The sequence below is a fragment of the Streptomyces sp. NPDC002044 genome, assembly GCF_040296725.1.
Taxonomy (GTDB): Bacteria; Actinomycetota; Actinomycetes; order Streptomycetales; family Streptomycetaceae; genus Streptomyces; species Streptomyces antarcticus.
Map to the genome: position 1 here is coordinate 1 of NZ_JBEOXU010000238.1, position 6284 is coordinate 6284.

Below are 6284 nucleotides of genomic sequence, written 5' to 3' on the forward strand. Positions count from 1 at the left end.
CGGGGCAAGGCCGTGAAACCCGCCCGCCGGCCTCCGGCCTCGGCCCCCGCCACGTCCCGCGGGCGGGTGCCCGCGCAGGCCCGGCCCCGGCCCGCGCCGCGGCGGACGTACGACATGGCGGCGCTGTGCGAGGCGGCGAGGGGCACGGTTTCCCCTTCGATCGTGGCCCTGTGCCGGTAGCGGGCGGCGGATATGGTTCGGAATCGTGAGGCGGACGACTCGGGAGCGGAAGACATGAACGACGCGGGAGTGCGGGCGGCGTCGGCGGCCGTGCGGGCGCTGAAGGAACTGGCGCAGCAACGGGCGGACGAGGTCGAGCTGTTCGACGGCTTCACGGACGCGGAACTGGACGGCTGGAACGTTCCCGTACCGGAGGAAGTGCGGACCGTGCTCCGGGAGATCGGCGGGCTGGAGACCGAGGAGCACGAGTACCGTTTCGGGCCGCGCGGACGCGCGGTGTTCGGCGACGGCTACTGGATCCTGGGCGAGATCGACTTCGGCGAGGGCTCCCTGATCGTCGGCGTCGGTGCCGACGGCTGGGGCCCCGTCGTGGCCGTCAACACCTCGGGCCACGGCCCGGACGTGACCGTCCGGGCCGCGGAGTTCGTGGGCTGGCTCACCGGTGTCACCGAGCGGCTGGCCGCCGGGGTGGAGGACCAGCCCCGGGCGGAGCACTTCGCGGCGGCCACCTCCAGCGTCGAGGTGGCCGAGGGAACCGACGGCGAACTCGCCTCGCTCGTCGGGCGCGGCGATCCGCTGACCGACCTCGTGGACCTGCGCGCCCTTCCCGGCTACCCCTGCTCCGTGGTCTGGGAACCGTACTTCTCCACGGCGCACAACACCGCCGACACCGGGAGCAGCGAGGTCCAGTTCCGCATCGCGGGCGACGGCCGCGCGCTCCTGCTGCGCAGCGTGGTGAGCGGCGACTTCCTGGGCCGGGCCGTACGGCGCCACACCGTTCCGGCGGACGCCGCCGGGCGGGCCGTCGCCGAACTGCGGGAACTGGCCGCACGCCACCCGGCGTTCGTCGGGCTCGAACCGGGCCGCGCCGACGCGGACATCGACGGCTGGGGGGTCCCGGTGCCCGAGGACGTCCGGGGCCTGCTCCGTGAGGTCGGCGGGGTCACCGTCACGGGGCTGCCCGCGCTGCGGCTGCTGCCCGGCGGCCCGGGGCCCGCGGTGGACCCCGAACTGCACCGGATGCTGGGCGGTGACGGAACGTACTGGCCCGTGGCCCGGATCGAGTCCGGCCGCAACGGCGCCCTGGTCCAGATCCGCCTGGACCCGGAGAGCGGACGGTGGGGGTACGCCGTCTCGGTGTCGGCCAGCCCCAAGGAACTGCGCGAGTACCCCGAGGTGACGCTGGTCGCCGAGTCGCTGGCGGACCTGCTCCTGACGTACGCGCGGCTGGCCCGGCAGGCCGCGGAGCGCGCCGACTTCGCGGGCCGCGTCGCCTGCGACGCGCGGTGGATGCAGCCCAACACCGGGGAGCCCTGGCCCCGGCCCGCGCCGGTGCGCGAGTGGGCCGGTGCGGCCGATCCGCTGCTCGCGGCGGCCGCGGAACTGCCGGACGGCACGCACGCCGCCGACCTGCGGGAGGTCCCGATCCCGAGCGACCTCTGCTTCTACCGGGCGGCGGGCTGGCCGTACGCCGCGCGGCTGGACCGGCTGCACTTCGCCGAGGGCGGCCGGCTGGCCGCGGCGGTGCCGGTCGGCGGCTGAGCGATCGGCGGCTGACCGTTCGCCGGCTGACGGGGCGGCCGACGACGGGGCGGCGGTCGACGCGGCGGGGCGGGGCGCGTGCGGGGAGCCGGGGGCGGGGTTAATCGGTGGCCGGTCCAGGTCCGGATACCTAGAGTGACGGGGCCCCGGATCGTCGAGCAGGAGCGGACCATGCGCGCGCACTACCCCCGTACGGCACACCTGCCCTGGTCCCCCGGGGCCACCGCGGACGACGTGCGGGCCGCCGGGCTGACCGGCCTGGCCGGGCGGGAGGTCGTGGTGACCGAGAAGCTCGACGGGGAGAACACCACGCTCTACGCGGACGGCCTGCACGCGCGTTCCCTCGACTCGGCACACCACCCTTCGCGGGCGTGGGTCAAGGGCCTGCAGGGCCGGATCGGCGCCGGGATCCCGGCCGGCCGGCGGGTGTGCGGGGAGAACCTGTACGCGCGGCACTCGCTCGCGTACGAGGACCTGGACAGCTGGTTCTACGGCTTCTCGGTGTGGGACGGCGGGCACTGCCTGGACTGGGACGGGACCGTGCGCTTCCTGCGCGGTCTGGGGGTGCCCGTTCCGCGCGTGCTGTGGCGCGGCACCTTCGACGAGCGGGCGCTGCGCAGGCTCAAGGTCGACACGGCGCGGCAGGAGGGGTACGTCGTACGGACCGTGGACGGCTTCGCGCGCGAGGACTTCGGGCGGTGCGTGGCGAAGTGGGTGCGGGGCGGCCACGTACAGACCGACACGCACTGGATGTTCGCGCCGGTGGTGCCCAACGGGCTCGGGGAGGCGGCCCCGTTGTGGGCGGTACGGTCCGGGTCCGAGGCCGACGTGGCGGGACTGCTGCGGGCGGTGGGGATGACCGGCGCTGGTGCCGGTGCCGCGTCCGGGGCCGCCGCGGCCGCCCCGGTCGGCGGCGCGGTCGCCGAGGCGGTGGCCGACGTGGCGGCGCGCGTCGACGGGTCGGGGCGTACCGGCGAGGCCCGGCTGGCCGGGGTGCTGGCCGCCGTGCTGCACGGCGTGCCGCGGGCCCGGATCGCCGGCCGGCTCGCGGCGGGGCCGCTCGGGATGCCCCTCGCGCGCCGGGTCGCGGACCTCGTCGGGCTGTACCCGTACCTCCAGCGGCCGTTCCCGGAAGCGGAGCGGCGGGCCGGGCTGGTGCGGTTGTCCGCGGCGGCCGATCTGGGGGTGCTGCACGCGCTCGCCGGGGTGCTGCTCCCCGGCGGGGACGCGGACGCCGCCGCGGCGCGGGAGTGCGCCGAGTGGTCGGCGCTGTGTGCCGAGGAGGCGGGGCTGCTGGGGGCGGACCCGCTGGGGTTCCTGCGCGGCGCCCTGCGCGAGTCCCTCGCCGGGCTCGGCACGGACGCGGCGGACCGTTGCTGGGCCGAGGCGCGGCGCGCGTTCGCGCAGGGCCGGATCTCGGGCGGCGCGGGGGCGGGGGCGGAAGCGGGCGCCGGTGTGAGTGCGGGTGCCGGGGAGGCCGCGGCGGCCACCTGGCGGTGGCGTGACGGATCGTTTCCCCGGTTGGTGCAGCTGTCCGGCCCCTCGGGCAGCGGCAAGAGCACCTTCGGCCGCGCCCTGCCCGGCGTGGACACGTACATCAGTCTCGACGACCTGCGCGGGGCCCGGGGTTCCAGGGTGGACCAGCGGGCCAACACCGCCGTGCTGAGCGAGGGCCTGGACCGGCTCGACGCCGCCCTGGCCCGCGGCGGCACCGTGGTGTGGGACGCCACCTCCCTCACCGGCCGGCAGCGCGGGCTGGCCGGCTCGGTCGCCCGGCGCCGCGACGCGCTGGTCACCCACGCCGTGGTGCTGGTCGGCGAAGAGGAGCTGGTGCGGCGCAATGCCGCGCGCCCCCACCCGGTGCCCGCGCAGGTGCTGAGCACGCAACTGCACCGGTTCAGCCCGCCCTACCCGGGCCAGGCGCACCGTACGTGGTACATCGGCGCGGACGGACGCGTCGAGGACACGGCCGGCGGCCTGGCCGCGACCGACGGGGAGTGCTGATGCGGACGAGCGAGGAGCTGTACCACCAGGTCCGCTGGGACCCCCGGTTCGACCCGGCGCGGTTCGTGCTCGGGCTGCTCCAGCGCGGGGCCGCGCCGAAGCGCGTGCCGCTGCCGTCGTTCGTACCCGGCGGCGACATCCCCTGGCACCGGGTGCTGTTCGTCGAGGCGGACGGCGAACGGGTGTGGGACCGGGCCACCGGCGTGGACCGGATCGACGCGACACAGGCGGGCCGCGTCCTCGATCCCCGGCTGCTGCGGGCGCCGTTCTTCACCGCCCGCGTCCCGCACGCGTGGGACCCGGCGGGCGGCGGGTCCTGGCGGCCCTCGGAGACCGGACCGCGCGACGGCGCGGGCGCACCCGGCCGGGTGCGGCTGCTGACGTGGAACACCCTCTGGGACCGGTACGACGCCCCGCGCATCGCCACCGCCCGGCGCAGGCCGCTGCTGCTGGCGGACCTCGCGGCCTGCGACGCCGACGTCATCGCGCTCCAGGAGGTGGAACCCGAACTGCTCGGCATGCTCCTGGCGGCGCCCTGGGTGAGGGCCCGCTACACCGTGGGAACCGACCCGGCCGGGCGGGACGTCGCCGAACACGGGCTGCTGGTGCTGAGCCGGCTGCCCGTACGCGAGGCCGGATCGCACGCCCTCGGCCCGCACAAGGCGGTCACCGCCGTGGTGGTGGAGACGGCGGCCGGCGCGCTGGTCGTCGCCGCCACGCACCTGACCAGCGACCACACGCAGAACGGGGAAGCCCGGCGGGCGGTCGAACTCGCTCTGCTCGCCGAGGGGTTCGGCGGCATCGCCGCCGGGGCCGGAGCCGGGGTCGCCCTGCTGGGCGACTTCAACGACGGCCGGGCCGGGGCGGACGGGCCCGCGGCGGCGCTGGGTCTGCGGGACGCCTGGAGCGAGGCTCACGGGCCGGCCGACGGGACGCCGACGTTCGACCCGGCGGCCAATCCACTGGCCGCGGTGGGCTCCTTGTCGGGGCGGGCCGCCCGGCTGGACCGGATCCTGCTGGGGGCGGCCGGAGCCCGTGTGGAACGGGCCGGGCTGCGGGGGGACGCGCCGGGTCCGGAGGGGCTGTTCATCTCCGACCACTACGGGGTGGAGGCCACGGTGGCGTTCGGGGCGCCGGACGGCGCGGGCCCCGCGCGGCTCGCGGACCTCGCGCGGCTGTCCGTACCGGCGACTGCGCGGACCGCGGTGGTCTGGCTGCCGCCGGAGGACCCGCGGGTGGCGGACCTCCGGCGCGGGCACGATCCGCAGGCCGGCCGGTGGCCGGCGCACGTGAACCTGCTGTACGGCTTCGTGCCGGAGCACCACTTCGAGGAAGCCCTGCCCCTGCTGGCGGAGGCGGCGGCGGGCGTGGCGGAGTTCACCGCGCGCCTGGAGGGCGTGCACAGCTTCGCGCACCGCGAGGACGCGACGGTGTGGCTCGATCCGGCGGCGGGCGGCGGGGCGCCGTGGCAGGAGCTGCGGCGGGCACTGGCCGAACGGTTCCCGGGGTGCCTGGGGCGCGCCGACGGCGAGCGGGGCTACACGCCGCACCTGACCCTGGGGCGGAGCCCGGACCCGCGGCGCGTGACGGCCGAGTGCGTGGCCCGGCTCGGCGGCACGTCCGCGCCGGTCGGGGAGCTGTCGGTGCTCTCGCGGCGCGGCGACGGGCCCATGCGGGTGCGGGCGACGGTGACGCTGGGCACGGGCGAGGTGCGGTGGGCGCCGGAGCACGGCGGGGCGGTGGAGGATGCCGGGACGGTGGACGGCGGCGGGACCGCGGGCCGCGGCGCGGCGGTGCACGGCGGCGGGGTCGAGGGCGCGGCGGCCGAGGAGCTCGCCCGTGCGGTGACCGGGCGGGTGGCGACGGCTCTCGGGGACGGGCTGGTACGGGTCGCCGGGTCGCGGCGGATGCGCTGCGCGCTTCCCCGGGCGGACCTGGACCTCGTGGCGGTCCTGCCGGGAACGGCCGGACTCGGCGAGGTGCGGCGCGCGTTGGCTGCGGAGCTTCCCGAGGCCGAGCGGATGCGGGAGGTGACCGGCGCCCGGGTTCCGGGGCTGCGGTTCCGCGTGGGGGCCCTGGCCGTGGACCTGGTGGTGGTCCGATGCGGCCCGCTGGAACCGGAGCGGGCGCTCGCGCGGCGGACCGGGCTCGGCGAGGCGGCGGCCGTCGCGCTGAGCGCGCTGAGCGACGCCGATGCCGTACGGGACTTCGCGGGCGCGGAGCACGCCGCCGCCTTCACCCGGCTGGCGCGGGAGGTCAAGGCCTGGGCGCGCGCCCGGGGGCTGGACTCGGCAGCGTTCGGCGGGCTGCCGGGCATCGCCTGGGCGGTACTCGCGGCGCGCACGGTGCGGGCGGCGGGGCCGCTGGACTCCGGCTCCCTGCTGCGGGAGTTCTTCGGCACGTGGGCCGCCTGGGACTGGCGCCACCCGGTGGCCCTGTCCCCGGCACCGGGACCGGGACCGGCCTGTCCCGCCCCCGCTCCGTCAGGACGCGGGCCAGACCGTCATGTCCGCGGTCACCCAGTCCGGCAGGCCCTTCAGCCGCACGACCGACTTGAC

The 6284-nt window shown here is 77.5% G+C and carries 3 protein-coding genes; all 3 read left to right on the forward strand.

All coding sequences use genetic code 11. The features are described from left to right. Nucleotides 1-234: 234 nt before the first annotated feature. Complete coding sequence (locus ABT106_RS30580) at nt 235-1722, forward strand: hypothetical protein (RefSeq protein ID WP_351283932.1); 1488 nt, start codon at nt 235-237, stop codon at nt 1720-1722. A gap of 171 nt (nt 1723-1893) precedes the next feature. Further along, complete coding sequence (locus ABT106_RS30585; protein WP_351283938.1) at nt 1894-3726, forward strand: RNA ligase family protein; 1833 nt, start codon at nt 1894-1896, stop codon at nt 3724-3726. Continuing rightward, nucleotides 3726-6284, forward strand: a 2559-nt coding sequence (locus ABT106_RS30590; RefSeq protein ID WP_351283935.1) for a poly(A) polymerase, incomplete at its 3' end; no start/stop codon positions are given. The genes ABT106_RS30585 and ABT106_RS30590, both read left to right, overlap by 1 nt.